The 24,523-nt window shown below is 67.6% G+C and carries 26 protein-coding genes and 1 pseudogene; 11 read left to right on the forward strand and 16 right to left on the reverse strand.

Going from position 1 to position 24,523, the window contains the following annotated elements:
• Nucleotides 1-335 (reverse strand): helix-turn-helix domain-containing protein (locus ACLBX9_RS14190; protein ID WP_447719371.1); only part of this gene is annotated, 335 nt, incomplete at its 3' end.
• A gap of 715 nt (nt 336-1,050) precedes the next feature.
• Nucleotides 1,051-1,374, reverse strand: a complete 324-nt coding sequence (locus ACLBX9_RS14195; RefSeq protein ID WP_447719372.1) for a hypothetical protein — start codon at nt 1,372-1,374, stop codon at nt 1,051-1,053.
• 361 nt (nt 1,375-1,735) lie between these two features.
• Between ACLBX9_RS14195 and ACLBX9_RS14200 the strand changes: the two genes are divergently transcribed.
• The 4 genes from ACLBX9_RS14200 (at nt 1,736) to ACLBX9_RS14215 (ending at nt 6,068) form a co-directional block, all read left to right on the forward strand.
• Complete coding sequence (locus ACLBX9_RS14200; RefSeq protein WP_010683064.1) at nt 1,736-2,353, forward strand: glutathione S-transferase family protein; 618 nt, start codon at nt 1,736-1,738, stop codon at nt 2,351-2,353.
• Nucleotides 2,354-2,411: 58 nt separating this feature from the next.
• On the forward strand, nt 2,412-4,475 hold the full coding sequence (locus ACLBX9_RS14205) for a 2Fe-2S iron-sulfur cluster-binding protein (RefSeq protein WP_447719373.1): 2,064 nt from the start codon (nt 2,412-2,414) through the stop codon (nt 4,473-4,475).
• A 105-nt stretch (nt 4,476-4,580) separates the two neighbouring features.
• On the forward strand, nt 4,581-5,471 hold the full coding sequence (locus ACLBX9_RS14210) for a LysR family transcriptional regulator (protein ID WP_447719374.1): 891 nt from the start codon (nt 4,581-4,583) through the stop codon (nt 5,469-5,471).
• A gap of 90 nt (nt 5,472-5,561) precedes the next feature.
• Nucleotides 5,562-6,068: a peptide deformylase gene (locus tag ACLBX9_RS14215; protein WP_447719375.1), complete on the forward strand. Its 507-nt coding sequence runs from the start codon at nt 5,562-5,564 to the stop codon at nt 6,066-6,068.
• A gap of 33 nt (nt 6,069-6,101) precedes the next feature.
• Here the strand turns inward: ACLBX9_RS14215 and ACLBX9_RS14220 are convergent, their stop codons facing one another.
• From ACLBX9_RS14220 to ACLBX9_RS14245, 6 genes are read right to left on the reverse strand one after another with little or no spacing between them, the layout of a single operon-like run.
• On the reverse strand, nt 6,102-6,875 hold the full coding sequence (locus tag ACLBX9_RS14220; RefSeq protein ID WP_010683060.1) for a GntR family transcriptional regulator: 774 nt from the start codon (nt 6,873-6,875) through the stop codon (nt 6,102-6,104).
• On the reverse strand, nt 6,872-7,879 hold the full coding sequence (locus tag ACLBX9_RS14225) for a Gfo/Idh/MocA family protein (protein ID WP_447719376.1): 1,008 nt from the start codon (nt 7,877-7,879) through the stop codon (nt 6,872-6,874). Before ACLBX9_RS14225 ends, ACLBX9_RS14220 begins: the two co-directional genes overlap by 4 nt.
• On the reverse strand, nt 7,876-9,039 hold the full coding sequence (locus tag ACLBX9_RS14230) for an ABC transporter ATP-binding protein (protein ID WP_447719377.1): 1,164 nt from the start codon (nt 9,037-9,039) through the stop codon (nt 7,876-7,878). Before ACLBX9_RS14230 ends, ACLBX9_RS14225 begins: the two co-directional genes overlap by 4 nt.
• A 9-nt stretch (nt 9,040-9,048) precedes the next feature.
• Nucleotides 9,049-9,909: a carbohydrate ABC transporter permease gene (locus tag ACLBX9_RS14235; protein ID WP_447719378.1), complete on the reverse strand. Its 861-nt coding sequence runs from the start codon at nt 9,907-9,909 to the stop codon at nt 9,049-9,051.
• A 1-nt stretch (nt 9,910) separates the two neighbouring features.
• Nucleotides 9,911-10,879: a carbohydrate ABC transporter permease gene (locus ACLBX9_RS14240; RefSeq protein ID WP_447719379.1), complete on the reverse strand. Its 969-nt coding sequence runs from the start codon at nt 10,877-10,879 to the stop codon at nt 9,911-9,913.
• A gap of 4 nt (nt 10,880-10,883) precedes the next feature.
• Nucleotides 10,884-12,170, reverse strand: coding sequence for an ABC transporter substrate-binding protein (locus ACLBX9_RS14245; protein WP_447719380.1), 1,287 nt, complete (start codon nt 12,168-12,170; stop codon nt 10,884-10,886).
• Nucleotides 12,171-12,881: 711 nt separating this feature from the next.
• On the opposite strand from ACLBX9_RS14245, the gene ACLBX9_RS14250 reads away from it, so the two are divergent.
• Nucleotides 12,882-13,121 carry a hypothetical protein gene (locus ACLBX9_RS14250; RefSeq protein WP_447719381.1) on the forward strand — a complete coding sequence of 80 codons (240 nt, stop codon included), beginning with the start codon at nt 12,882-12,884 and terminating at the stop codon, nt 13,119-13,121.
• Nucleotides 13,122-13,233: 112 nt separating this feature from the next.
• On the opposite strand, the pseudogene ACLBX9_RS14255 reads toward ACLBX9_RS14250, so the two are convergent.
• Nucleotides 13,234-13,645 (reverse strand): annotated as a pseudogene (locus ACLBX9_RS14255) (efflux RND transporter permease subunit); the annotation flags it as partial.
• Nucleotides 13,646-14,106: 461 nt separating this feature from the next.
• On the opposite strand from ACLBX9_RS14255, the gene ACLBX9_RS14260 reads away from it, so the two are divergent.
• Nucleotides 14,107-15,252 (forward strand): Hint domain-containing protein, encoded by a 1,146-nt coding sequence (locus tag ACLBX9_RS14260; protein WP_447719382.1) that lies wholly within the window; start codon nt 14,107-14,109, stop codon nt 15,250-15,252.
• Between the two features lie 386 nt (nt 15,253-15,638).
• On the opposite strand, the gene ACLBX9_RS14265 is transcribed toward ACLBX9_RS14260, so the two are convergent.
• Both ACLBX9_RS14265 and aqpZ read right to left on the reverse strand, forming a co-directional pair.
• Nucleotides 15,639-16,055, reverse strand: a complete 417-nt coding sequence (locus ACLBX9_RS14265) for an SUMF1/EgtB/PvdO family nonheme iron enzyme (RefSeq protein WP_447719383.1) — start codon at nt 16,053-16,055, stop codon at nt 15,639-15,641.
• Nucleotides 16,052-16,786, reverse strand: coding sequence for an aquaporin Z (gene aqpZ, locus ACLBX9_RS14270; protein ID WP_447719384.1), 735 nt, complete (start codon nt 16,784-16,786; stop codon nt 16,052-16,054). The genes ACLBX9_RS14265 and aqpZ overlap by 4 nt, the downstream gene beginning before the upstream one ends.
• Before the next feature lie 407 nt (nt 16,787-17,193).
• On the opposite strand from aqpZ, the gene ACLBX9_RS14275 reads away from it, so the two are divergent.
• On the forward strand, nt 17,194-17,805 hold the full coding sequence (locus ACLBX9_RS14275) for an HdeD family acid-resistance protein (RefSeq protein WP_447719385.1): 612 nt from the start codon (nt 17,194-17,196) through the stop codon (nt 17,803-17,805).
• 237 nt (nt 17,806-18,042) lie between these two features.
• On the opposite strand, the gene ACLBX9_RS14280 is transcribed toward ACLBX9_RS14275, so the two are convergent.
• On the reverse strand, nt 18,043-18,222 hold the full coding sequence (locus ACLBX9_RS14280; protein ID WP_447719386.1) for a hypothetical protein: 180 nt from the start codon (nt 18,220-18,222) through the stop codon (nt 18,043-18,045).
• A gap of 116 nt (nt 18,223-18,338) precedes the next feature.
• Between ACLBX9_RS14280 and ACLBX9_RS14285 the strand changes: the two genes are divergently transcribed.
• Both ACLBX9_RS14285 and ACLBX9_RS14290 read left to right on the forward strand, forming a co-directional pair.
• On the forward strand, nt 18,339-18,620 hold the full coding sequence (locus tag ACLBX9_RS14285) for a hypothetical protein (protein ID WP_447719387.1): 282 nt from the start codon (nt 18,339-18,341) through the stop codon (nt 18,618-18,620).
• 143 nt (nt 18,621-18,763) lie between these two features.
• Nucleotides 18,764-20,050: a TAXI family TRAP transporter solute-binding subunit gene (locus tag ACLBX9_RS14290; protein WP_447719388.1), complete on the forward strand. Its 1,287-nt coding sequence runs from the start codon at nt 18,764-18,766 to the stop codon at nt 20,048-20,050.
• Nucleotides 20,051-20,083: 33 nt separating this feature from the next.
• On the opposite strand, the gene ACLBX9_RS14295 is transcribed toward ACLBX9_RS14290, so the two are convergent.
• The gene (locus ACLBX9_RS14295) at nt 20,084-20,692 is read right to left on the reverse strand and encodes a hypothetical protein (RefSeq protein ID WP_447719389.1); all 609 of its coding nucleotides are present in this window, start codon (nt 20,690-20,692) and stop codon (nt 20,084-20,086) included.
• Nucleotides 20,693-20,776: 84 nt separating this feature from the next.
• Nucleotides 20,777-21,280: a DUF892 family protein gene (locus tag ACLBX9_RS14300; protein WP_010683043.1), complete on the reverse strand. Its 504-nt coding sequence runs from the start codon at nt 21,278-21,280 to the stop codon at nt 20,777-20,779.
• A gap of 390 nt (nt 21,281-21,670) precedes the next feature.
• Between ACLBX9_RS14300 and ACLBX9_RS14305 the strand changes: the two genes are divergently transcribed.
• Nucleotides 21,671-22,093 (forward strand): hypothetical protein, encoded by a 423-nt coding sequence (locus ACLBX9_RS14305; protein ID WP_447719390.1) that lies wholly within the window; start codon nt 21,671-21,673, stop codon nt 22,091-22,093.
• Between the two features lie 104 nt (nt 22,094-22,197).
• Nucleotides 22,198-22,611, forward strand: a complete 414-nt coding sequence (locus tag ACLBX9_RS14310) for a hypothetical protein (protein WP_447719391.1) — start codon at nt 22,198-22,200, stop codon at nt 22,609-22,611.
• 66 nt (nt 22,612-22,677) lie between these two features.
• Here the strand turns inward: ACLBX9_RS14310 and ACLBX9_RS14315 are convergent, their stop codons facing one another.
• On the reverse strand, nt 22,678-23,031 hold the full coding sequence (locus tag ACLBX9_RS14315) for a GCG_CRPN prefix-to-repeats domain-containing protein (protein WP_447719392.1): 354 nt from the start codon (nt 23,029-23,031) through the stop codon (nt 22,678-22,680).
• A gap of 102 nt (nt 23,032-23,133) precedes the next feature.
• Nucleotides 23,134-24,309 carry an AraC family transcriptional regulator ligand-binding domain-containing protein gene (locus ACLBX9_RS14320; protein ID WP_447719393.1) on the reverse strand — a complete coding sequence of 392 codons (1,176 nt, stop codon included), beginning with the start codon at nt 24,307-24,309 and terminating at the stop codon, nt 23,134-23,136.
• Nucleotides 24,310-24,523: the final 214 nt, after the last annotated feature.

Genomic DNA, 24,523 nt, shown 5'->3' on the forward strand with positions numbered 1-24,523 from the left:
GTCTCGTCGGCGATGCTGGTGAACGCCATGACGAGTTCCATGACCTGCGGGTCCTCGAAGAACGTCCGCGTCCCCGTCTCCTCGGAGTCCGACCCCGCCTGCCCGACGAAGAACGTCTCCACCGGCACGTGGAGCACGTCGGCGATCGCCTGCAGCCGGCCGACCCCGATCCGGTTGCGGCCTTTCTCGTACTTCTGGACCTGCTGGAAGCTGACGCCCAGCGCCTGACCCAGCGCGGACTGGCTGAGACCCTGAGCCTTGCGCAGCGCGGCGACCAGGCCGCCGATCGTGCGGTCGGCCTCGGTGGTGAGCTTCGGGCTATTAGTCGTCGTCATGTCGGGTGAGGCTTCCTGCAAGAAGGCTCGTCTCGCGGTCGAGAAAGGCCACGCTCAATAACATGCGATTGTGCTGTGCACCACACAACAATCCTAAGATGCGCCAGCAAGGTAGCTTAAGTATCCTCTACCCACAATCCGTCCGTGCCTGTCGGTCTCCGATCCGCCATTTCGTAGGCTCACCGCAGGCACGACCGACGCCGGGCCTCTCCCAAATCTGTCAGCCCATCGGCAGGCCGGCTGCGGAGTTGGTGATTTCCAACCAGAATGAGGCTCCGGGCGCATGTGCACCATTCGGGTAAAGGAACGGTATGTCCGGGCCGCGTCCGGGCGCGGCGAAGATCCGTCGCACGCGTACGCTCAGGGCTGAATCGTTGCAGACGTGGCTGACCGGCAGGCCGACGCGGGACGGGGGTCTCCCACTCAGCGGCATCGCTGCGAGCAGGTATTGGTGCTGTCCAACCGATGTTTCCAAGTGGTCGGGTAATCGATCGGGATAGAGATGTCGAGTATATGAATCATCACGCCCGGGTTTAGGTGCGTCGGAATTTCAAAGACAACTGCGCAAGAAAATCTTCGGTTTGAGCACCTCGATCCTTAAGCGAGCAGCATGCCGTGAAGGCAATTTCAAGTCGAAACGTCGTCGTTATTAGGCGACCCTGCCTCCAAAGTTCCGCTCGACAGTAATGTGCGCGCGGTCGCCCTGACGTTTGGTCTAGGCCTGATCGGCTGCCGCCTCTGCGAGGCGCAAAATGCGCTGACGCGTCTCAGGGTCGCCGATACGTCGAAAGGCCTCGAGCAAGGCGATGCCTTCGTTCTCGCGTTCGGCGCTCTCTGACGCATCAGGCGCCGACGACCGAACCGACGGGCGCGCGTTCGGCAAGTCGTAGAGCGCGGCCTCCGGGACTTGCAGCACCTTCGCGATGCGGCTCACGAGACGCCTTGCCGATGAGCGGGCCGGCGCGGTTTCGCTGCCCGGAAATTCGTCCTCCGGCCGATCAGCGTCCAACTCGATCGGGGGCGGAGACTTCGACATCATGGAACCCCCGTTCGGACGCGCGTGATCGCCTCCTGCGAGAGCGAACTTCGCTCGCGTCCTAATTGATCGCGCGCCACACGCCAGGACTGCAATTACTTAGGCGCACTTACCTCCAGTCGCATGATCACCCGTGCGGCGCGGCTCCGAAATGCCGGGTCGTGCGGCGGACACGCAGAGCTGACCACTCATGGCCCCATCGAAAGGGTGATCGGCCTGCAACGGCGCGGTCCAGCGCCGACGATTATTCCGCTGTCGACAACAATGAACTGTCTAGAAGGAGCATTCCGCCGCTTGTCCGGCAAGGTCACTCTATGACGGCGGTTCGGGACGGATCCCGGCCGGCGCGTCAGGGAGCACGATCATGAAACTCTATCACCATCCGCTGTCGGGCCACGCCCACCGGGCCCGGCTGTTCCTGTCGCTGCTTGGCGTGCCGCACGACGCGATCGAGGTCGATCTGAAGGCCGGCGCTCATAAGCGTCCGGAATTCCTGGCGCTCAATCCGTTCGGCCAAGTTCCGGTGCTCGACGACGACGGCACTGTCGTTTCCGACTCGAACGCGATCCTCGTCTACGTCGCCCGCAAGCTCGGCAGAACCGATTGGCTGCCGGAGGATGCGGCCGACGCGGCGGCCGTGCAGCGCTGGCTCTCCGTCGCGGCCGGCGAACTGGCCTACGGTCCGGCTGCCGCGCGACTCGTTACGGTCTTCGACGCCGATTTCCGGCCCGCGGAGGTGATCGGCCGGGCGCATACGCTGCTGGGCCGCCTGGAGAGCCATCTCGCCGGCCGTCACTGGCTGGTGGCCGAGCGGCCCACCGTCGCGGACGTCGCGCTCTACAGCTACCTGGCGCGGGCGCCCGAGGGCAACGTCGACCTCTCGCCCTACCCCAACGTGAAAGCCTTCCTTCGTCGGATCGAAGGTCTGCCGGGCTTCGTGCCCTTCGCGCAGACGCCCGCCGGGCTCACGGCAGCCGCGTGACCGAGCGAGTCCGGGTCTGCCGAACGGCCGGCCCGACCAAGCAGGATGGGAGAGCATCATGAGCGAGGGTCTGACGCTGTCGAAGCTCCCGACGTGGCACCCGGGCGAGACGGCCATCCAGGAGCAGGTCGGCGTGTCCGCGCGGATGGCAGAGGTCGGCCGGCGCGTGGTTCGGGATTACATGCCCGACCAGCATCGGGCATTCTATGAGCAGATCTCCTTCATCGTGGCCGGCAGCGTCGATCCTCAGGGCGATCCCTGGGCGACGCTGATCGCCGGCACGCCGGGCTTCATCCGCGCGCCGACCTCCAGGGAACTGGATATCGCAGTCCAGCCCGATCCAGGTGACCCGGCGCGCGCGGGGATGGCCGACGGCGATGCGCTCGGGCTTCTGGGCATCGAGCTGCACACGCGCCGCCGCAACCGCGTCAACGGCCTCATCCGCGCGTCGGACGGCGGCAACCTCCACGTCGCGGTCGATCAGAGCTTCGGCAACTGTCCGCAATACATCCAGCTGCGCGATTTCGCCTTCGTCCGCGAGCCGCATTTGCCCTGTGCGGGATCCGTCGAAGAGAGCGTCGGCCTCGACGGGACGGCACGAGCCATGATCGAGGCCGCCGACACGTTCTTCGTCGCCTCCTACGCCGAGCGCGACGATCGGCGCCAAGTCGACGTCTCCCATCGGGGCGGAAAGACCGGCTTCGTGCGCGTCGCCGCCGACGGGACGCTCACGGTCCCGGATTTCGCCGGCAACCTCTTCTTCGCCACGCTGGGCAACATCCTGTCGAACGGCCGAGCGGGTCTGGTCTTCGCCGATTTCGGCACAGGCGACCTGCTTCAAATGACGGGTGACGCGCAGGTCATCCTGTCCTCGCCTGAGATCGCTGCCTTCCAGGGGGCCGAGCGACTCTGGACGTTCAAGCCCCGCCGGGTGGTGCGGCGGCGGGACGCGCTGCCGGTGCGCTGGACTTTCCGGGCGGATGGCTGGTCGCCCAACGCCCTGATGACCGGCGACTGGCAGCAGGCAGCCGAACGCGTGCGCGCCGCCGACCTTGCCACGCAATGGCGTCCGCTCCGGGTGACCAGGATCGTGGATGAGAGCCGATCCATTCGATCCCTCTACCTCCAGCCGGCGGATGGTTCCGGTCTTATCCCGCACCGCGCCGGGCAGCATCTGCCGATCCGCGTCACGCTGCCGGGGTCCGATGCGCCGGTCATCCGGACCTACACCCTGTCGGTCGCGCCGTCCGACGCCGTGTACCGGATCAGCATCAGGCGCGACGGCGTGGTGTCCGGCCATCTGCACGACGGGGTCCGGGTCGGCGACGTGATCGAAGCGCGGGCGCCGGCCGGTGCCTTCACCATCGACGCGCGAACGGCGCGTCCGGCCGTCCTGCTCGCTGGAGGAGTCGGCATCACACCGCTGCTCGCGATGCTGCGCCACATCGTCTACGAGGGCCTCCGGACCCGGCGCGTCAGGCCGACAATCCTGATCCAGGCCGCCCGCACCGGGAAGGACATGGCCTTCCGAGATGAATTGGCTGAACGTGCGGCGGCCGCCGGCGGCGCCGTCCGGATCGTGCGCGTGCTGAGTCGACCGGGCGATGCCGTAGAGGGCGTCGACTACGACGCCGCCGGACACGTCGACATGGCGCTGCTCGCGCGCATTCTGCCCTTCGGCGATTACGACTTCTATCTCTGCGGGCCGCCGACCTTCTCGCAGGCGCTCTACGAGGGCCTGCGCGGGCTCAACATCGCGGAGGACCGGATTCACGCGGAGGCGTTCGGCCCCGCCTCCCTCGTGCGCCGGGTGGAAGCTGCCAAGACGGCACCGAAGCGACCTCCCGCGTCGGAGGAGCCGATTCCGGTCGCGTTTCTGAAGTCATCGAAGGAGGCGCGCTGGACATCGGACGCCGGAACGCTGCTGGAACTCGCCGAGGCCCGCGGCCTCAGCCCGGAATTCAGCTGCCGGACCGGCAGCTGCGGGACGTGCAGGACGAAGCTTTCGGCCGGGGCGGTTGCCTACGTGCGAGAGCCCACGGCGCCGGTCGGACCGGACGACGTGCTGATCTGCAGCGCCGTTCCGGCCAAGGGCTCAGGACTTGTCCATCTCGACCTCTGACGTCCGGCATGTCGGGGAGCGAAGTGAGCTAGCCCTTTGACCCGCAGCCCGACAGAGACATGACGGCGTCATCTTCGAACCGCAGACGCCGACAGGAGCGCGATCATGGACCGCTGGCAGGCCATGCGGATCTTCGCGAAGGTGGCCGAGACGGCGAGTTTCGCCGAGGCTGCGCGCCTGATGCACATGAGTCCGCCGGCCGTGACGCGCGCGGTGGCGGCGCTTGAGGAGACCATCGGCGCACGGCTGTTCGTTCGGACCACGCGGTCCGTGAAGCTCACCGAGGCGGGCGGGCGCTATTACGAGGATTGCCGGCGTATCCTCACCGATATCGCCGAGGCCGAGGCCGCGGCCGCCGGTTCCTACACGACGCCGTCCGGAACGCTCTCCGTAACGGCGCCACTTCTGTTCGGCCGCATCCACGTGCTGCCGATCGTGATCGACTATCTGGACGCCTACCCGACCATGACAGCGCGGACGCTCTTCGTCGATCGTCAGGTCAACATCGTGGAGGAAGGCATCGATGTCGCCGTCCGCATCGGCCATCTCTTGGATTCCGGCTTCACCGCCGTACGGGTCGGCGCCGTGCGGCGCGTCATCTGCGGCGCGCCCGCCTATCTCGATCGGCTCGGAACTCCCAAACGGCCGGCGGACCTGAAGGATCACCGCATCGCGGTCTCGACCGGCGCCTTCGCGGCGTCGGAGTGGCGCTTCGCGGATGACGAGCGCGTCGCCATCCGCCCTGCCCTGCAGAGCAACACCAACGAGGCCGGCATCGCGGCCGCGCGCGCCGGCTGGGGCCTCACACGGGTCCTGCATTACCAGATCGGTTCCGATCTGCTCGACGACCGCCTGCGCATCGTGCTCGCCGACTTCGAGGAGCCGCCGCTGCCCATTCACGTGGTGTATCCGGAGGGACGGCGGGCACCCGCGAAGGTCAGGACCTTCGTCGACCTCGCCGTTGCGCGGCTTCGTGCGAGCTCTCTGCTCAACTGACCGGAGAAGCAGGAAGCGTGGCATCGCTTCGGCCTCGGACTGCGATAAGAGTGGCGGAATCCCGCCTCACCGCCGTTGGACTGACCGACCATGCCGGCCCGCCCCCTCGTTCTCTATCCCGATCCCGGTCTGTCTCGCCCCGCCGATCCCGTTGAGACGTTCGGGGCAGGCCTGAAGGCGCTCGTCGAAGATGTGTCGGATACGCTCCGTGCCGCGAGCGCCATCGGTCTTACGGCCCCGCATATCGGCGTTCCGACCCGTGTCGTGGTGATCCGGATGTCCCCTGAGGAGCGCCCGCGCTGTTACGTCAACCCGATGCTCCTCTGGACGTCCGCCGATACGGCCACGCACGAAGAGGGCAGCGTCAGCATGCCGGGCATGCGTGAACGGATCACGCGCCCCGCCGCCGTGAGGTTCGGCTACAGCGACCTCGACGGATCCGTCCACGAGGCTGAGGCGGACGGATTTCTGGCTGCGGTCGTCCAGCACGAGATCGATCAGCTCGACGGCATCTTCTGGATCGACCGCCTGTCCCGCCTGAAGCGCGAGCGACTGCTGAAGCGGTTCAGCAAGGTGCGACCGAGTATGGAACGGTGATTCGAAGCCGGAGGAGAACGGCTCAAAACCGGATCATGAGGTTTGGGTCACCATCGATGACTGCTTCCGGGCGGGCGCAGTCGAGGACGCCCCACGCGACGGGGGCGTCGATGACCGAGCGCGCCCGCACGCGTCGTCAGCGATGCGCGCAAGGTAATCGACCTTGCTCGCCTGCATGTGTTCGACGCAGAGCTGCGCGAGCGCCCAGCGGTCGCGCCCGCCAAGAAGGTCGATCATGGTCCGATGATGATCGATGGAGACGCGAAGACCCTCGGCATCCGCCAGGTTCTTGGCGCGCATCGCCAGGGTCAGGCCCATGTAGTCGATGAGCGTCCGCACGAGGTACGGGTTCCCGCACGCCTCGAACAGGGCGACGTGGAAGGCGTCGTTCGCCTCATGAATGCCGCGCAGGTCACGCTTCTCCACCGTGTCGCGGTAGGCGTGCTGGAGCGCTTCCAGCTGGGCGATCAGCGCGGGCTCGGCCGGCAGCGCGATCATCAGCATCGCCTGCCGCGTCAGCATCTCCCGGACCTCGTAGATCTGCCGCACCTCCGCGGCGGAGTAGGAACGGACCGTCGCGCCGATGTTCCGCTCCCGCCGTACGACGCCCCGACGCTCCATCTCGACCAGAGCCTGTCGGATGAAGTGGCGAGACGTCCCGAAGCGGGCCATCAGGGCGTCCTCGGTCAGGCGGGCGCCGGGGGCCAGCCGACCGAAGATGATGTCCTCCTCCAGACGCGCCAGGATGACGCCGATGCCCTCGCGCCGGAGAAGCGGTACGGGATCTCCTGTCCCATCGCCGGTCATCGCGCCTCCGCCCGGCCCGCGAGCCGGTAGCAATCCTCCACGAGCCGCAGAGTCTCGAGATTGTCGGCCGGTGCCGTCTCGAACGGCGCGCCGTCGTCCAGGCGATCGATGAAGTGGGCGATCGCGGCCGCATAGGAGTCGGTGTAGGCGGCGGCGAGGTCGAAGGTCCGCGTCCGCGGTTCCCGCCCCGTCATCGACAGTTCGGCTCCCTGAAGGCGGATCGCGCCGTCCCGGCCCAGGATCTCGAGGCGATCGGGGGACGCGGGCGGAGCGCCATGAGCCGCGAAGGTCGCGAACACCTGCACGGCGACCCCATCGGGGCCGGCAAGCTGGATCAGCGCCGTGTCCTCGCCGGCGAGGTCCGGACAAGTGCGGCTGGTCGCGCAGGCGACGACCCGCAGCGGCCCGAGCAGAAGGCGCAGCGTGTCGAGGTGGTGGATCAGGACCTCGGCGACGAGCATCCGGGCTTCGTCGCGCATGAACGGCTGACGCTCCAGGGCGGGAAACAGGCCCGCCTCATCCGGAAGGGTACCGCTCGTCACGAGCTCCAGCCGCGCCGCGAAGGGCTGCCCGATGCAGCCCGCGCGCAGCCACGCCGCGGCCTCCCGGTAGTAGGCGCGGAACCGCCAGTTCTCGTGCACCATCAGGCGCGCCCGGCCCTCCACCGCGGCGACCAGCGCCCGCGCCTCCGCGAGGGTCGGGGCCAGGGGCTTCTGGCACAGGATCGGCAAACCCCGCTCGGCCGCCAGTCGGACGAGCTCGGCATGCACCGCCCGGGGCGCCGCGACATCGATCGCGTCGAGCCCGCCCGCGTCGAGCATCGCGCCCGCGTCCGCGTAGGTGTTCGGGATGTCGAACGCCTGGGCTCGATCCATGCGCCGCTCGGCCGACGGGTCGGCGATCGCGACGACCTCGGCGCGCCCCCTCAGGGTAGCCCAGCCCGCCAGATGATGCTGCGCGACCCATCCGGCCCCGATCAGGCCGATCCGCCGGACGGCGCTCACGGCATCGCTCCGGCAGACACCGGCCCGCCCGCCGGCACGGTGCCGGCGGGCCTGACCTGCGCGGGAATGGCCGCGGTGGTCCGCGCGTCGAACAGGAAGGCGGCGTCGGGCCGGAAGAACAGGTCGACGACCGCGCCCACGTCGGCCCGCGTGTCCCGCAGCAGGCGCGCCGTGCATTCGGCTCCGCCCTCCGTCTCCACGGCGAGGAGCGTCTCCGCGCCGAGCGGTTCGACGGCGAAGACCCGTCCGCGGATGCGGCCCGCCTCCGCGCTCCCGGTGGCGGCGGCCGCGAGGTGCAGGTCCTCCGCCCGGACGCCGAGGACGACCTCCTGGCCGGCGAGCGGAGCCAGCGCGGCCGGCGTCCAGCGCGTGAGCGCGGTGTCGATCGCGGGCGTGCGGATCCGGTCCCCGGCGGGCAGCGGCACGGTGAACAGGTTCATGGGCGGCGAACCGAGGAAGCGGGCCACGAAGGTGTCGGCCGGGTTCCAGTAGACGTCGAGCGGCCTGCCGACCTGGGCGACGCGCCCGCCGTTCATGACGCAGATCCGCGTCCCCATGGTCATCGCCTCGACCTGGTCGTGGGTCACGTAGATCATCGTGGAGGCGAGCCGGTGATGCTGCTTGATCAGCTCGTTGCGCGTGTTGACGCGCAGCGCCGCGTCGAGGTTCGACAGCGGCTCGTCGAACAGGAACACCATCGGCTCGCGCACCATCGCGCGCCCCAGGGCAACGCGCTGGCGCTGCCCGCCCGACAGGGCCTGGGGCTTGCGGTCGAGGTAGGGCACGAGCCCCAGCATCGCCGCGGTCTCGCCGACCCGCCGCTTGATCTCGGCGGGTGCCGTGCTGCGGCGCTTCAGGCCGAAGGCGAGATTCTCGGCGACCGTCATGTGCGGGTAGAGGGCGTAGGACTGGAACACCATCGCGATGTCGCGGTCCTTGGCGGGCACGTCGTTCATCGTCCGGCCGTTGATCGAGAGCGTGCCGGACGAGATGGTCTCGAGGCCCGCGATCATGCGCAGGGTCGTGGACTTGCCGCAGCCGGACGGGCCGAGCAGCACCATGAACTCGCCGTCCCCGATCGTGACGTCGACGTTGTCGACCACGACAGGCCCGCCGGAGCCGTAGCGCTTGCAGATCTTCGAGAGCTGAACGACGGCCATGCCGGCCCCTTACTTGACGGCGCCCGCGGTCATGCCGCGGATCAGCTTCTCGGAGAAGAAGACGTAGGCGACGATCACCGGCACGACCGAGATCATGACCCCGGCCGCGATCATGCCGATGTCCTGGAAGTGGTCGCCCATGAAGGCCCGGATGCCGATCGGCAGGGTGCGCTTGTCCGGATCGGTGATCAGCACCACCGCGAACAGGAACTCGTTCCAGAGCTGGATGAAGTTCAGGATCAGGGTTGTGGCGATCGCCGGCATGCCGATCGGCAGGACGATGCGGCGGAAGATCTCGATGTCGCCGTAGCCGTCCATCTTGGCGGCGTCGAAGAGGTCCTGCGGGATCCGGGCGAAGAATCCCTCCAGCAGGTACACCGTCAGCGGCAGCTGGAGCGAGACGTAGACGAGGGTCAGCCCGAGGAGGCTGTTGTAGAGCCCGTAATCGACCAGGATCTGATAGAGCGAGATCAGGGTGATCTGCGGCGGGAAGATGATCGACGAGAACAGGATGCCGTAGAGAAGCCGGTTGCCGCGGAAGCGGTAGCGGGCCAGCGCGTGGGCGGCTGCGGCGCCGACCAGCGTCACCACCGCGACCGCGGCGACCACGACCACGGTCGAGTTCCAGAAATACGTGGCGAAGTCGGAATCGACCCAGGCGATCCGGAACTGCTCCCAGTGGAACGGGCGGGGCCAGGCGTAATGGTCGGCCGAGATCTCGCCCGTGGTTCGGACCGACATGGTGGCCAGCCACAGGAACGGCCCCAGCGTGTAGGCGGTGTAGGCGGCGATGGCGACCGCGAGGGCGGCCCGGCTCGCCAGGAAGCCGCCGCGCCCGGCGGCCGGGGGCAGCGTCGCGTCGGCGCTCACGTCAGTACTCCAGCCGTTCGCGGGACTTGAAGATCCGGTTGAGGACGATGACGGCGGCGCAGACCACGCCGAACCAGACCGTCGCGATCGCCGACGGGTAGCCGAGATCGAACGTGTTCCAGTTGAAGGCGCGCTTGTAGACGTAGGTCGAGACCGTCTCGGTCGCCCAGAGCGGTCCCCCGCCGGTCATGATCCAGACGAGGTCGAAGACCTTCATCTTGCCGATGAAGGCGAGGACGTAGAGGTTGAGCAGCGTGGGCCGCAGCATCGGCACGATGACGTGGCGCAGCTTCGCGGCCCAGCCGCAATTGTCGAGTTCGGCCGCCTCCAGCACCTCGGACGGCAGGGCGTGGATCGCCGCGAGGCAGACCACCATGTTGAACCCGGCCCACTTCCAGGCATGCGTCACGATCAGGGATGCCAGCGCCGTGTTCGGGTCGCCGAGCCAGGAGCGGGCCAGGGCGCCGAGCCCGACGGCCCGGAGGCCCTCGTTCACCACCCCCCAGTCGTAGTTGTAGATCCACATCCAGAGGATCGCGACGACAACGTAGGAGAGCAGGACGGGCGTGAACCACGCGACCCGGAGGAACCGCGCGAAGGGGACCCCGGCATAGAGGGCGAGCGCCAGGAGGAGCCCCGTCGCCACGTCCAGGATCGGGGCGACGAAGGCCCACACGAAGGTATTGCGGACCGCGATCCAGAAGGTCTCGTCGCTGAGGAGGTCGCGGTAGTTGGCGAGCCCGACAAAGCTGCGCTCCGCCCCCTCGATCGTGAACAGGCTGTCGTAGATCGTCCGGAAGGCCGGATAAGCCGTCAGGCCGAGATAGACGACGAGCGCGGGGGCGAGGAAGACCAGCAGGACCGGCCAGGAGGCCCGCCGCGGATCCGACACGCGACCGGAGGCCGGCACGCTCTCCGGCAACCCCGTCTTCGCCGCGAGGGCCGACGTGCCGGCCACACTGCCCGCCACCGCGTCAGCTCCCCTTGCGGCAGGCCGCATCCATCTTGTCAGCGGCCTCGTTCACGCCGATCAGGCCGGCCGGGAAGGCGTTGTTCATGACCTGCGTGTAGGTCTCGGCACACTTGGAGCGATAGTACATGAGCGGCGTGCCGAAGAAGTACGTGGCGTCCTTGTTGCGGGCATTCAGCTCGGCGAAATACTCCGCATGACTTGATCTGATCTTCGTCGGATCGGATCTGAGGCCGGTCTGCAGGGAGACCTGCTCGACCCACTTGTCGCCGTTGCCGGCCGTGGCCATAGAGTCGAGCAGCGCGCCCGCACAGGCCTTGTTCTTCCCGCGCGCGTACATCACGAAACTGCCGGCCACCGCCAGCGTCTTGCAGGTGGGGCACTGGCCCTGGTCCATGGCCGGGAATTGCATGATCCCGAGCGGGAAGTCAGCCGGCATGCCCCCGCTCTCGGGCGACGCGAAGGCGCGGCCCGTGAACCAGCTCGGATCCGGGAATGTCAAAGCTCCCGGCTTCTGGTAGAAATAGTAGTGGGACTCGCCGAGCTTCAGCGTCGCGAAGCTCTTCGGATAGGCGCCGGCATCTACCAGTCCCTTGAACCAGGTCATCACTTCGAGGACACGCGGGTCCTTGAAAGGCAGCGTCCCATTCAGGAGCTTGCCGTAATCCTCCGTGCCGAGCTTACGCAGGAGGGACTCGAAGAGCAGCAACCCGCCGGGGAATGGCCGGTCGCCGACGCCCTGTGATATAGGCGTAATGCCGGCGGCGGCACCCTTCCTGACCAAGTCCGCGAAGTCGGACTGCGTGAGCTGGAACGAGGGCGGGACCTCGACCCCGACTTTCTTGACCAGATCCTTGTTGTAGTACAACTCGACCGTGTAAGCCTCGACTGGCAGGCCGTAGATCTTGCCTTTCGAAGTCCAGGCCGGCTTGGCCCAGTCCTCGAATTTTGCCAGATCGACATAGTTGTCGAGCGGTTCGAGGAAGCCGCCCGCCAGGAATTCGGGCTGGTCGGGCTCCAGATAGAAAACGTCGGGTGCCTGGCCGGTGCGGACGGCGGATTTGGCCTGCGTGTAGATGTCGGCCTTCGGGATGAAGCTCAGCTTGACCGCGCACTGCTTGTTCGCGGCCTCGAAGTCTCGGACGCGTGCGCTCACCCACTCCTTCTTGGCCGGCTCGTCGGGCCAGTTCGACCACATCGTGATCTGAACGGGCTCCGCCGCCGCGACAGACCCGGCCGCCATGAGGTTCAGGCCGAACAGGGCCGCGATCCCGGTGCCCGCTCTGCGCATCACACCTTCCTCCCGTGTCGTTGTTGTGCCGGATGGTCCGCGACCGGTTGAAGGTTGTCAATAAAAATGCGGACTCGCGGGCTGGACTCACCGATGCAGGCCCCTGTTTCCCGCATTTTATCGATAATCGGGCCACGGGCCGAGATCCGCGGCTGCCAGCCACTCTTGAGCCAGGGCTCCGGCCTGATCGGACGCGGAGCCCCGTTGGGCATCATCGAGCCATTGCGGACAAACGCCGTGGGCGACCATCGACGGATGCTGCGATCATCCGCGCCGCTTCATGAGGCCGTGAGCCCTAGGGCTTCGTCCGCACCTCAGGGTGTGTCCCGCGTGAAGACATATCCCGGCTCCCGACGCGCGCCTCATGGCAGGCGAAGCAGGTTCGGTGCTGCGCTTCGTCTACCGCTACACCGTTGCCGATACGGCAGAAGCCCCCGCGACCGGTCGCGACAACCATCGGGACTGGTGATGCCGAAGATCGGCGCGACCGATTTCCCGTCTCCCCCGCCGCCCAGGCGGCCGCGACGGGAAGGCGTGGGGCGGCGCATGACAGGAGAAAACCGCGACGCCTGCGGAGGCGTCAGTGAAAGGGCATCGACAACCACCATGGCCTGCGAAGGCCTGCGGGGGCCTCCTGCGGAAGGTTGTGACCGATGCCAATGGAAATCATGCGGTGCTGAGCCCGCCCGGGGAACATCTTGGCGGCCGGAAGTGAAAGCCTTCGCGGATCGCCTGTGCAAGGAGATCGTCACGGCGCTCGCGCGCCTGACCGGCCTGTTCGTGATCGCGCGCGACTCCGCGTTCACAGACGAAGGCTTGGCGATTGACGTGCGCCGCGTCGGCGCGAGGCTCGGCGTCGGCGACGTGCTTGAGGGCGATGCACGCCGCAGCGGCGACCGGTTGCGCATCGTCGGGCAGTGCGTCGACGCGGTTACGGGCGCCCACCTCTGATCCGGCCGGTTCGACGGTGACGTTCAGGACGCCTCCGCATCAGCCCATCCCGATCGCGGGGACGTAGGGCGCGTCTGCATCGCGGCGCTCCGCACGCACCGTGCTGCAGCCTTCAATGACTATGCGCGACAGCGACAGCAGCAGGTTGCGCGATGGTGGTTTCAGAGCCGATCGACGCGCCGCCATGTTGCTTCAGCGGCCGGTTGCCCGAAAGGCGGCGCAGCAGCACGTAGAAAACCGGGGTGAGGAACAGGCCGAAGGCAGTCACGCCGATCATGCCGGAGAAGACCGCGACACCCATGGCCCTGCGCATCTCCGAGCCGGCCCCGGTGGCGGTGATTAGCGGCAGCACGCCCATGATGAAGGCCATCGAGGTCATCAGGATCGGCCGCAGCCGCAGCCGGCTCGCCTCGATGGCCGCCTGAATCGGGCTCCGGCCGGCGAATTCCAGCTCGCGGGCGAATATCCACGATCAGGATGGCGTTCTTGGCCGAGAGGCCGACCAGCACGGACAGGCCGATCTGGGTGGCAGGCGTGCAGCCGAAGGACGATCGATGCTTTGAGTTCCGCTCTTGGTTCAACGGCGCAGCGACGATCGAACCAGCATCGGCCTCGCACCCATGGGCCGAGCTGAAATCGAAGGGCCGGTCGCAAACGGCTCGCGAGGGCCCGGCGGCAGAACCTTCCTCTCGGCCTGCTCGCTGGCTACCCACCCGATACGGCGCGCCGGCTGTCAATTATATCACAGCCGGACACTTTACTGATCTTCGTTAAAGCTGCGATTTCTTATTGTGTAGACTTAGTTCACAAACAAACCCATATATGTCGCCTTCCAGATCTCTGGCCAAATTCAATCGACGACGGGATTGTAACAAATTATTCTGCGGGGCGCGCTATGGATGACACAAGATTCTTTAATGATTCTCCCGTCGATATCTACATACAGATAAGTCGGGGCGACGAAATTATAGACCGGACCAAGCTCATGCCGGGGGGCGTTTTGGCTTTCCGCGCACCCGAGAGTGCCAATTTCTATCCGCCATCGACGGAATTCCGGGCGGAGTTCTCCACGTCCCCGCTGAGCCAGAACGACCCGAACACGATCGGCATCGCTTTTTTGCCGAGATCCAACGACATTTTCACGGTCTCCCAGACCTTCAATCGAGAACTTACGGTCAAGGAAACAAGAGCGGCGTCGGACGCTGCCGGGATCGATCCTGTTGGCAGAGTTCCTTGCTTTGTCGCGGGGACATCGATCTCGACGCATGGCGGACCGTTCGCCGTAGAGCGCATGGCAGTCGGAGACATGGTCGTCACGCAAGCCGGCGAGTTTCGTCCCATCCGTTGGATCGGCTCGAGGCACTATGGGGGGCTTTCTGCGCCGGCCGCTGACCGACCCGTGCGTGTCCGGGCGAACGCCATTGCCGATGGCGTGCCCTGTCGCGATCTGCTGGTCTCGCCCGATCACGCGCTGTTCGTCGACGGTCTGCTCGCGGCCGCCGGGCACCTGGTCAACGGCACGAGTATCACGCGCGGCGAGGCGATGGCGGACCTGACCTACTGGCACATCGAGTTGGACAGCCACGACCTCCTTCTGGCCGAGAACATGCCGGCCGAGAGCTTCCTAGCATCCCCGGGCGTGCGAGCGGGCTTCGACGCGGTGCAGACCTCGGATGCGGGCTCGGCGCCCAAGGCTTATGCCATGCGGGCAGGGCTCGGTCCTGAACTCGCGGCTCTACGCGGACGGCTCGCCCGTCGCGCCACCGCCGTGCAGGAGGCCAGCGACCTCGGCCCCGTACGGGCATGGTTGGACCGGTGCGTGATCGGAGCCGACGACGTGCTGCACGTGGGCGGTTGGGCGCAGGATGTGACCCGACCCAATGTCCCGGTGTGCCTGGATCTCGTGGTCGACGGGGCAATCGTCGCGTTCACCGTGGCAAACGAGCTTCGGGCCGACCTCGCCGCCGCCGGGATGGGCGATGGCAGCCACGGCTTCGACCTCGGCGTGGATGTCAGGCTGTCTCCCGGGATGTCGCACGTCGTCGAGGTGCGACGGTCCGCCGACGGAGCCCTGGTCTGCGCCAAGCAGATCGATGCGGCGGGCGCATGGACGCCGTTACTGGCGGCCTGAGTCACACCTGCCGCGGTCGTCAGCGTCGATGGGGGCCGCGTCAGCTTCCAGACCCACGCTTACGACGTGATCGGGCCCGTCGTCCGCGAGCGTTGCAGGGAGGCGGTTTTGACGAGCAACGGCGCGGTCCACCTTCGGGCTGACTGATCACGGCTGGGGGTTGGCGTCGACCCGTTCGAGAGGACTACCCGCTTTGAGCAACCGCCGCAGGGGATGCCCCCCTGGCGCTGGATCGAGGTCACGCCAAGCGACCAGCCGCCTCTGAACGGCCCCGTGGCGCCCGCGCAGAGATCTCGATGAGAGCCGAGCAGGCTCGGCGACCCGAACGGAAGGGTCGAAGCAGCGCTTCGCGTGGCTCTCGAAAGCCGAGTCTCTCTGACCGTGGACTATCCCGGTGGCTCCGAGAGCGTGTCACCGGCTCGGAACGTCCATGGCCTGCCTCGTCGTTTCGGGGAGTTGCTCGATGCTGAAGTTCGCCGCCGCTGGCAGGAAAAAATTTCGCGAGACCTGGCGCGACACCGCCCGGCCGGCGGATCATGCACGGTACCCGGAAAGCCCCCTGGGTTTCGCTCCGCGACCGTCACGTGGCCTGTGGCGCGGACGAGGACACGGAACCGGGCGTTGGTGACGGGCGCTCGGTCGATCCAGAAACCGTCGTCGGTTACGCGGTGTGCGGGCGCCGCTTCCGGGTCGTAGCGGTCCGAGCCCGTGCGGGAGGTACTGCCCGGGACGAAGACCATGTCGTCGCCCGGAGCAGGACAGGTGGATCGGTCGAGGCCGGCTGCGCGACCCATGCGGCTCATTCCGCTGGCGTCGGCGGCGCCATGCCGGTGACTTGAACCGACGGCTGCTCGCTCAGCCAGCGATAGAGGACGCCTCCGAGCACGCCGCCGACGAGCGGGGCAACCCAGAACAGCCAGAGCTGGGCGACGGCCCAGCCGCCCACGAACAGGGCGGGCCCGGTGCTGCGCGCCGGATTGACCGACAGGTTCGTGACCGGGATGCCGACGAGGTGGACGAGGGTGAGGCAGAGCCCGATGGCCAGCGGCGCGAAGCCGACGGGCGCCTTGCCGTGGGTCGCGCCCATGATGACGAACAGAAACATCATCGTGAGCACCGCCTCCGATAGGAAGCAGGCGATCAGGGAGTAATGCCCCGGGGAGTGATCGCCGTAGCCGTTGGCGGCGAAGCCCTTCGCGAGATCGAAATCGGGCGCGCCGCTCGCGATGGCGTAGAGCAGGATCGCGCCGACGACGCCGCCCACGACCTGGGCGAGCACGTACGGCACGATGTCGTGGATCGGAAACCGGCCCCCTGCCGCGAGGCCGCAGGTGACTGCCGGATTGAGATGGCATCCCGAGATGTGGCCGACCGCGTAGGCCATGGTGACGACCGTCAGTCCGAAGGCCAGCGCCACGCCCAGGAGGCCGATGCCGACCTGTGGAAAAGCTGCTGCGATCACGGCGCTGCCGCAGCCGGCGAAGGCGAGCCAGAAGGTGCCGATGGCCTCGGCAGCGCACTTGCGGATGTCCATGGAAACCTCCAGCGGTGGGACCGGCCGAACATTCCGCGACTTCCGCCAGCGTCGACGGGCGTTCGCGCGCGGGACCGTTCTCGAAGGTCGGCACGCCGCGGTATCGGCGTGTCGGGAGCGTCACGTGCCGGGTATGGACGGCCCTCGGCAGCCGGCGCGGCGCCCTCAGCCTCGGGGCGGTCCGGCGACTGTAATCGCGCTCTGACGCGGCCGGGTTGAGATAGGTCAAGGCACAGCCGTGCGATCTGGGGATCGAACCAGGCCAGGCCTCAGAACTTCGGCGTCGCCCGGCGCCAGTGGCTGTTTTGATTCACATCAATCCGTTGGGCAGTCCTTCGCGCTGAATAAGCGAGTCAGTTGTGTGTTCGTCTTTGACCAACATTCGTCAAACATGATGGAGGTCTCGCATGGCCAGCATCGCGACCTTTGATGGCACGACCGATGAGTCGGGGCGCGGCCGATGGTGGTTCGTCGGGATCGGCACCCTGCTGCTCGTTCTCGGAATTGCCGGCCTGTTCATGGTGATCACGCTCACGATCGCCAGCACGCTCTGGTACGGGGCGCTCCTGCTCACGGCCGGGATCGTCGAGATCGTCGAGGCCCTGGTCAAACCGAGAGAGGCCGAGGCCTGGGGCTCGCGCGCCGTCCGGTTCCTGGCGGGCTTGCTCTACCTGCTGGGCGGGCTCTACGCGGTCTTCCGGCCGCTCGAAGCCTCGCTCGCGCTCACGCTCGTTCTCGGCGCGATCCTGATCGCCTCGGGCCTCGCCCGTGCGATCTGGGCGATCGCGCACGAGGTACAGGCCTCCCGCGCCGCGGTGATCCTGTTCGCTCTGCTGTCGGTGCTCCTGGGCGGGGCCATCATCGCGCAATGGCCGTATTCCGGTCTCTGGGCGATCGGGCTGTTCGTTTCGTGCGACCTGCTGGCCGCGGGCCTGTCATGGCTCTGGGTCGGCCTGTTCGGAAAGCCCCAGATCGCACCGGTCGCCGCACCGTATCGGATCGGCATGGGCGCGCGGTGAGGATCGCCAGGGGACGAGAAGGACACGAGCCATGAGTTCGATGATCGAATCTATGAACCGGCGTGCCGTCCTCGTCGGCGCTTCGTCCGCCGCACCGGCGACGGTCGGCGCGGCCCCGCTGACGGGTGCGGCCCGGATACGGGCCGGCGATGCCGATCCGGCCCGGCGAAGCAGCGATCGCGACCTCCGGTGCCGCGGGGGCAAGCCGATGATCGGCTGAGCGTCCGTCGGCGAAGATCACGCGCCGATGTGCAGCTGGGCATGGAAGCTGAACGCGACCGCACCGGCGAGCAGGCACTGTTTGAGCGGCTCACGCACGAGGGCGGCGTTCCAGGAAGCGGCCCGCGCGTCTTTCGCCCGGCCGATGCGGTCCGCCCCGGTCGCTACGGCCGGGGCGTGTGCAGGGCCGAGCGGCATGAGCCTAGTCGTACCGCTCGAGCGGCCCCTCCTGTCTCGTTCGGTCAAGCGGCGCGCGGCGTCGCCGGCTAGGTTGGCCGCCATCCATCCGTCCCGCGGCTGCCCCGGAGGCCGTCATGACACGCTGTCGGGTCTTCATCGCCGCCCTGATACTGTCCTTCCCCGCCGGGTCACGGGGCGGGTCTGTCGGCGTGGAGGCGCGTGACCGCCCCGCACAGGGCACCGTCACCATCCCCAGCGATGCGGACCTCAACCGGCTCGAACGCGAGGCCATCACCACGCCGCCGCTCGACGTGAGCGATACGCCGCCGCGTGGTGGAACCGGGGCACCGGACAGGCGGCAGCGCCACATCGAGCGGCCATCGCCGGCACGCGGCAGCGCCTGCGACGATTGCTGACCGGACCCGGGCGCGAGATCGCCATGCAGGACGCCGAGCCCGTATCCGCCGGTCACGACCGGATGTGGTCGCGAAGTCCTGCACGTCGTGCACCTCGGAACCGGCGGTGGAGCCGCGCCCTCCTGGCCGCGGGTGTCCTGCTCGTGGCCGCGGCCGGCTTCGCGCTCGCGCATGTCTGGTCGCCGCACGCCAACCTGCGCGTCACGATCGGACCGCCCGGCAGCACGGCCGAGCGTTTCATCACGGCATTCGCGGCCGTCTCCAAGGCGCAGCATCCCCGCGTCAACCTGGATCTCGTCCGGGTCGATGACCTCACCGGCAGCGCCAGGGCGCTCGAGGAACGCAGGACCGACCTGGCCATCGTCCGCAGCGACGCCGCGGTGCCCGCCAACGCCCAGACCATCGTGATCCTGCGCCGGGACGTCGTCGCCTTCATCCTGCCGCCGCACAGCGCCGTGACATCGGTCGCCGGCTTGGCGGGCAAGACCGTCGGCATCGTGGCCGGGCCCCTGCAAACCGCCAACGCGCGCCTCCTCGACACGGTGCTGAGCTATTTCAACATCCCGGCCAAAGATGTCGGCAGGACGGTTCTGCCGGTCGACGCGCTGGCCCAATCCGTCCGAGAGAAGAAGCTGGCGGCCGTTCTGGCGGTTGGTCCCATGGCGCCCGGCGAGGTCGTGGACGTCGTCGGCGCGATCGCGCGCGCCACCAGAGGGACTCCGAGAGTCCTCGCCCTCGACGAGGCGGAGGCGATCGGCAAGCGGTTCCCGGGCTTCGAATCGATCGACGTGCCCATGGGCGCGTTCCGGGCGCGTCCCGCGACGCCGAGCGAGACCGTCACGACGCTGGCGGTCACCTTCCGCTTCGCCGCTTCGGAACTGATGCCCAACGTGGTCGCGGCGGCGATCGCCCGCTCGATCCTGACGACCAAGACGAAGCTCATCGCGATCACGCCGCTGGCCGCGCAGATCGAGGCACCCGATCCGGACGACAAGAGCCCGATTCTGCCTGTCCACCCGGGCGTGGCCGCTTACCTGAGCAATGGAGACCAGACCTTCTTCGATCAGGTCCAGCAGTATTTCTATCTCGGCGGCCTCGTGGTCAGCCTCGCCGGATCGCTCCTCGCCGCCGCCTCGGCGGGCTGGAACAGGCGCCGGTCGGAGGCGGGGTGGCGTCCGGTCCGGCGCCTGGTCGAGATCGCCGACGCGGCGGCAGGGGTCGACCGCGCCGGGCTCGCCGCGCTGGAGGACGAGTACCGGGCGATCGTCGCGGCGATGCTGAGCTGTTCGTCCGGGCTCGTCGGCACCGATTGCCTGTCGGCTTTTTCCACGGCCCTGGCGCATGCGCGTCACGCCCTCGATCACCGCCGCGCGAGTCTTGAGCCGGAGACGGCGGTTCCGTCCGGGCCGACGCTGGTCGTCGCGCGGTGACGGCGCGCCCGGCCGGAGCGCCTCCGAGGGGCCTCACTCGGTCGCCGGCACACGCAGCAGCAGGTCGCGCAGGCGTCCGGCGCCCAGCACGCGGTCGATCTCTTGGAATGCGAAGTACGGGAGCAGCACCACGAACATCACCCAGGCGAAGGTGAGAACACCCCGCGGGCCGCCGGCCATCTCCGGGAGCACGGCGCTCGGTGCCCGTCCGTGCCACGCCCCCACCAGAACCTCCTCCAGCCCGTAGGCGGCTACGAGGACGACCGTGAACAGGAGCGCGCGGTACAGAACCACGTAGACCAGGGGCCTGCGTACGAGCCGCCGGCCGAGGCTCAGGGATCCGAGCTTCGTCGCCTCGGCGATCAGCATGAACTTGGCCAAGACCAGGGCATTGATCAGCCCGAGCGCGTAGAAATGGTAGCCGGGATAGTGCGGGATATCCTGATCGATCCGGGCGTAGATGTTGATGCTGAACAGGATCAGGGTGCCGAAGACCACGATCAGATAGGTGGCAAAGGCAAGGTAGCGCTTGGCTTCGGCGGTTGCTCTCTGCCACAGGGATCCGGCTCCTTCGCGCGCGTCGGCGCGCGGAAGACCTTGCGGGCCGGTACCGGCAGCCTCCCGGGACGTGGCAGGGGGCATGGCGCAACCTCCGTGGGTCCGGTCCGCGCACCGTCCGGCGCAGGTCCGGATCGCTTGAGCGATCCGGCGCCGTCCCGGCTGTAGTCACGCCGCCAGCTTGACCGCGTGCTTGCTCTCGATCGTGCGGCGGATCAGGCGGCGGGTCCGCTCCGTGAACGCGAGCTTGTCCGCCAGGCAGCTTTCCAGCAGGACCCCGACCCCGAAATGCCCGCTCACGTCGGCCATGGCGACAAGGGCCACGTACTCGGCGATGCGCAGATGCATCAGGTGATTGGCCTTGATCAGGATGAACAGGGCCTTGGCGGCGGGCGCCTGGATCTCGGCCAGCTCGCGCCGGAAATCTTCAAGGAAGACTTCTTGGAGCCGGCCGTTCGCGGTGATCGGTTTCTCGCCGATCAGCTGAAAGCAGCGGTCGAGCGACTTGATCGTCTTGTCCTGGATGAAGGCGCGCGACTGGAGCGCCTCCTGGATCGCCGGATCCTGCGCGACCTGTCCCAATTCCTCGTAGATCTTCGTCGCGCGTTCCGCATGGTGCCGCGCATCGCTCAGCATGCGCACGAAAAGCTCCTTCGGCGTCTTAACCGGCATGGCAACCTCCTCACCTTTCTTGGCTGTCGATCGAGGCATCTCTCGAATGCCGACTTCGCTTCGCGCGCCCTTGGCGCGACCGAAAGCAGCATCCTGCCGGTCGCCGGGACGAGCCGTTCGCTCACCGCGCTGAAGCGTGGGGCATTATGCGTCCGCGCCGAGTGCCTGCTTGATCGGGCGAGACACCGGCCGGGCCGGGCATCCGCCATGCCCGGCGGCTCAAGCGCAGCAGGGAAGGGGCACGCTCCGCGAGCCGGGCGCGTCCCCGCGGATCAAGCGGCGTCGCCGGCTCGGCCTTACTGTTCGGTCGGTGCGTATCCGAGGGGCTGAAGGCTTGATGCCGCACTCAGCCCATCTCGGCAGGTCCTTCTGCAGAGCGGAGATCATCCCATGAGGATTCTACGGATTGCGTCCTTGGCCGGTGCCGCCCTCGTCCTGAGCGGTCTGACCGTCGAGGCGCGTGGCTTCCACGGCGGGGGCGGCTTCCGCGGCGGCGGAGTCCGTGCCGGCGGCTTCCATGGCGTAAGGGCCGGCAGGGTCGGCGGCTATCGCGGGGCGGTGGGGTATCGCGGCCGCTACGGCGCCGTCGGACGTTACGGCGGGGTCGGGCGCTACGGCGCCGTCGGCCGCTACGGCAGGGTCGGGCGCTACGGTTACGGCTACGGCCGCTACGGTTACGGCGCCCGTCCCTACGGCTACGGTCTGGGGGCGGCTGCCGTCGGAGCCGCGGCCGCGGGCTACGGCGCCACCTACGGCCGCTGCGGTCCCTACGCCTATTACGATGCCTATGCGGGCGTCTGCCGTCCGTACTGAGCCCGCTGAACATGGCCGAGGCCGTCAGGCCCCGGCTCCCTCATCCGGCCTGAACCGATCGTCCGCTCCGGCACAGGGTCTGAAAACAGGATTGGTCGAACACCATGACCTTCCGTTCTGTCGCCCCGCTCCTGGTGATCTGTTCAGGCGCGCCCGCGCTGGCACAACCGTACGGCCTGCAGCAGCCGGCCGCCCTGTTCCACGGCAATTACTGCGGCTTCGGCAACAACGGCCCCTTGCCGCCCATCGATGCGCTGGATGCCGCCTGCGCCCGCCACGACGCCTGTTCCCCCTTGGGCCGATTGCCATCCCTGGCGTGCAATGCTCGGCTCTCTTGGGAAACCGGCCGCATATCGCGCGATCCGCGGCAACCGGACGATCTCCGGGCGCTGGCGGGCTTCGTTGCCGCGGGCGCCGCCCTTTTGCCGTTCGACCCAACTGCGCCAGTGGTCGCCGTCGGGATCCCCGCCACCGCGCGACCGGCTCGGTCCGACCGGGCCGTCTATCACGCTTATTAGCGCACGCTGCCGGATCCGACCGCGAGGAAGCCGGGTCCGGCGTCCGGTAAAGGCGTTCAAAACCGGTCAGCGGCGGAATCCGCCGCGGTACCCGCCGACGCGGCGTCCGTAGACCGCCCGGCCACCGTAGGCACGGCCACCCCGATAGACTGCTCCGCCCCGATAGACCGCACCGCCCCGATAACCGTACCGGACGGCGCCCGGATGACCGTAGATCGCCCTGCCCCGGTATCCGTAATAGCCGGGCGCCCCGTAGACGTTGGGTCGGCAGCCTCCGTAGGGGCCGCGGTGTAAGCCAGGGCCGCATCCGCCGGCGGCTTGAGCCGGCGCGATCCCAAGGACACCCGGCCCGGGAGCGTTCAGGCCCAGCATGACACCGAGCACGAGAGTAGCGAGCGAAATAATCCGTATCGATGGCATTGTTTCCTCCTTTAAGTCCTTTTGGCAAAAGTCAAAGTGAGTTTGTCGATATATTTTACAATGAATTTTTAATACTGATCGTTGGCGCTAAATTCGATACGATTATTCTCGAGAATGCTGGAAACCATATGCTCGATCGGGACCCGTTGCAGGTCGAGAGAGGCTCGGGAGCATCGCTTCGGCTGCCGTTTCCAGAGGCCGGCACCGGTGCCTCCAGATGCTCGGTGACAGGCCGGACCAGCGTCGGAACGCGTGCGTGAATGCGGCCGCTTCGGAGAAGCCCAGACAGGCGGAGATTTGCGCCAAGGTCATGTTGGTCTCGGCCAGGAGCTGCTTCGCCGTCTCGAACCGGATCTGTGTGGTCACCGACCGGAAGCTCGTGCCTTCGGCCCTCAGGCGACGGCTGAGCGTGCGCCGATGGACCGCCAGATGGCGCGCCACGGCTTGGCCTGACCACGGACTCTGGATGAACTCCATGCGGAGAAGGCACCGCAGCTGGTCGGATATCTGGATCGGCGCCGCCTCGCCGATCTGGCGGATGCGACGTTCCGCGGTCGCGAGCGAATCTCGGTCGGCGCCCGCGATCGGTTGTTCGAGGATACTTGATGGAAACGCGATGGCTGCCCATTCCTGATCAAAACGGAGGGGTGCGCGGAAGAAATGCCGATAGGGATCCGTCTGACGCGGTGGCGCACGCGGCAACAGGACTTCCGATGGCGACCATTGGGCACCTGACAGGGCGCGCACGATATTGACGATCGTGGCGAGTGCCCCCTCCGACTGGAGGCCCACCGCTGTCGCCCCGGCTTCGTAGGGAAAGTAGTGAAGCAGAGCCAGATCGGTCTCGACGCTGAGCCTGACCGCAGAGCCGCACGTCCAGGCCCAGGGACGATTCTCCAGAACACGCAGGGCGGCGCCGACGGTCCCAGCGTTCCGCACCAGCGTGCCGCTTGGTCCGAGCTTGGCGAGAGCGATACGCCGTCCCACGAGCAGGCCGAGATGGCCGCACCGCGTGCGATTCGCACCCAGCTGAAGCAGCCGGCCGAGCGCGGCATTCGAGACCGGCGTATCGCCGTCCCGGGATGCCCGCGGGTCGCAGCCCGCGTTCCGGAGGATTTCGACAGGATCTGAACCGAGTTCCGAGATAACGGCGCAGGCTGCGCTCGCAACGTCGCCATGGAAGTCGTCGGCGCCGGGGGTGCGTTCCGCATCCAGCCGCCGATCGGGCTCAAGTCGATCGCAAGTGTCTTCGCGCGCCAGCGCCAGGCGGTTGGCCATCGCAGGACTCCGTTCCTTCCCGATGCGCGAAGAATTCACAGCCGTCGCAGGATCCGCACATTGCGCTGGATCAATCTGCCTATCGTCGACTGCACGCGCCGCGGACCTGCTCGATCAATACAAGATTGGAATTAGAGGGATCGGTCCAAGCTGCCGTCTCGTGTTGCGGATCCGGGATTCGAGGGCGTGGCCAGTTGTCCTCAAGATCCGCGAA

The organism is Methylobacterium sp. A49B (genome assembly GCF_053346215.1).

Bases quoted from the DNA above. Each gene is read 5' to 3' on its own strand.
- ACLBX9_RS14195 (WP_447719372.1), bottom strand. From the start codon at position 1,374: ATGATGTCGAAGTCTCCGCCCCCGATCGAGTTGGACGCTGATCGGCCG.
- ACLBX9_RS14200 (WP_010683064.1), top strand. From the start codon at position 1,736: ATGAAACTCTATCACCATCCGCTGTCGGGCCACGCCCACCGGGCCCGG.
- ACLBX9_RS14205 (WP_447719373.1), top strand. From the start codon at position 2,412: ATGAGCGAGGGTCTGACGCTGTCGAAGCTCCCGACGTGGCACCCGGGC.
- ACLBX9_RS14210 (WP_447719374.1), top strand. From the start codon at position 4,581: ATGGACCGCTGGCAGGCCATGCGGATCTTCGCGAAGGTGGCCGAGACG.
- ACLBX9_RS14215 (WP_447719375.1), top strand. From the start codon at position 5,562: ATGCCGGCCCGCCCCCTCGTTCTCTATCCCGATCCCGGTCTGTCTCGC.
- ACLBX9_RS14220 (WP_010683060.1), bottom strand. From the start codon at position 6,875: ATGACCGGCGATGGGACAGGAGATCCCGTACCGCTTCTCCGGCGCGAG.
- ACLBX9_RS14230 (WP_447719377.1), bottom strand. From the start codon at position 9,039: ATGGCCGTCGTTCAGCTCTCGAAGATCTGCAAGCGCTACGGCTCCGGC.
- ACLBX9_RS14245 (WP_447719380.1), bottom strand. From the start codon at position 12,170: ATGCGCAGAGCGGGCACCGGGATCGCGGCCCTGTTCGGCCTGAACCTC.
- ACLBX9_RS14260 (WP_447719382.1), top strand. From the start codon at position 14,107: ATGCCGGGGGGCGTTTTGGCTTTCCGCGCACCCGAGAGTGCCAATTTC.
- ACLBX9_RS14265 (WP_447719383.1), bottom strand. From the start codon at position 16,055: ATGAGCCGCATGGGTCGCGCAGCCGGCCTCGACCGATCCACCTGTCCT.
- aqpZ (WP_447719384.1), bottom strand. From the start codon at position 16,786: ATGGACATCCGCAAGTGCGCTGCCGAGGCCATCGGCACCTTCTGGCTC.
- ACLBX9_RS14275 (WP_447719385.1), top strand. From the start codon at position 17,194: ATGGCCAGCATCGCGACCTTTGATGGCACGACCGATGAGTCGGGGCGC.
- ACLBX9_RS14280 (WP_447719386.1), bottom strand. From the start codon at position 18,222: ATGCCGCTCGGCCCTGCACACGCCCCGGCCGTAGCGACCGGGGCGGAC.
- ACLBX9_RS14285 (WP_447719387.1), top strand. From the start codon at position 18,339: ATGACACGCTGTCGGGTCTTCATCGCCGCCCTGATACTGTCCTTCCCC.
- ACLBX9_RS14295 (WP_447719389.1), bottom strand. From the start codon at position 20,692: ATGCCCCCTGCCACGTCCCGGGAGGCTGCCGGTACCGGCCCGCAAGGT.
- ACLBX9_RS14300 (WP_010683043.1), bottom strand. From the start codon at position 21,280: ATGCCGGTTAAGACGCCGAAGGAGCTTTTCGTGCGCATGCTGAGCGAT.
- ACLBX9_RS14305 (WP_447719390.1), top strand. From the start codon at position 21,671: ATGAGGATTCTACGGATTGCGTCCTTGGCCGGTGCCGCCCTCGTCCTG.
- ACLBX9_RS14310 (WP_447719391.1), top strand. From the start codon at position 22,198: ATGACCTTCCGTTCTGTCGCCCCGCTCCTGGTGATCTGTTCAGGCGCG.
- ACLBX9_RS14315 (WP_447719392.1), bottom strand. From the start codon at position 23,031: ATGCCATCGATACGGATTATTTCGCTCGCTACTCTCGTGCTCGGTGTC.
- ACLBX9_RS14320 (WP_447719393.1), bottom strand. From the start codon at position 24,309: ATGGCCAACCGCCTGGCGCTGGCGCGCGAAGACACTTGCGATCGACTT.